This window comes from Clostridium celatum (assembly GCF_021412605.1).
Lineage (GTDB): Bacteria > Bacillota > Clostridia > Clostridiales > Clostridiaceae > Clostridium > Clostridium celatum.
This window is the reverse complement of sequence record NZ_JAJKGM010000100.1, coordinates 1-1198: the sequence shown is the minus strand read 5'-3', so window position 1 is coordinate 1198 and position 1198 is coordinate 1. Positions and strand designations below refer to the sequence as shown.

The window sequence follows — 1198 nt, the reverse complement described above, 5'->3', positions numbered from 1 at the left end:
GGGAGAGTAGATAGATTTGTGTAAAAAACAAATCTATCTACTCTTTTTTGTATGATTAGTTGGTAGATTTGGAATAATATACTATATAAATTTTAGGAGGATTTTCTATGGCAAGAAAAAATGATATCAATTTTGATTACAATTCAGAGATAAAAAAGTGTAAAACAATCGATGACGTTCTTGGAAAGAACGGATTAGTTCAAAGGTTAGTTAAGGATGTACTAGAAAATATACTTGAAGCAGAAATGGATGAACATCTTGGTAGAGATAAATACCAACGTCAAAGCAATATTGATCCTGGCGAAAGAAATTATAGAAATGGATATAGCCAAAAAAATCTAAGAAGTTCATTTGGAGATGTTGATCTCGATATACCAAGGGATAGAAAGTCTGAATTTGAGCCTCAAATAGTAAAGAAATATGAAACTGTTTGTAATGAATTAGATAAAAAAATAATTTCTCTTTATGCTAAAGGTATGACTACTAGCGACATTCAGGCTGAAATAGAAGATTTATATGGAATAACAATCTCACCATCAATGGTTTCTAAAATAACAGATAAAGTAATAGCTACCGCTACCGAATGGCAAAATAGAATGTTAGATAAAATATATCCAATAGTTTACTTAGATGCTATGTACTTTAAGGTTAGAAGCAACGGAAAAATAGTTAATAAAGCTGTATATATTTGTTTAGGATATACGATGGAAGGATATAAAGATATTCTTGGACTATGGGTTGATGAAGCCGAAGGAGCTAAGTTTTGGCTAGGTATTTGCAATGACTTAAAAAATAGAGGTGTAAAAGAAATCTTAATTGCTTGTATGGACGGACTTAAAGGGCTACCACAAGCTATTCAGACCGTATTTCCATCAGCTAATATACAAACATGTATTGTTCATCAAATAAGAAATTCTATAAAATACATAGCTTCAAAAGATAAAAAATCATTTATGAAAGATTTAAAAGAAGTTTATAAAGCTCCTACTGAAGAATTTGCGTTAGCGCAGCTAGACAAACTAAAAGAAACTTGGGGAAATAGTTATGGAATGGTTATAGATTCATGGTATAACAACTGGAATAACTTATCTACTTTCTTTGATTTCTCGCCTAGAATAAGAAAAATGATCTATACAACTAATGCACTTGAAGGATTCAATAGACAGGTACGTAAGTATACTAAATCTAGAACTATATT

Annotated in this window: 1 protein-coding gene; it reads left to right on the top strand. The window is 30.4% G+C overall.

Translation table 11 applies throughout. The features are described 5' to 3' along the window. Positions 1–107 precede the first annotated feature (107 nt). Positions 108–1198: IS256 family transposase (locus tag LPC13_RS16690; RefSeq protein ID WP_234089030.1), on the top strand; the 1091-nt coding region annotated here is incomplete at its 3' end.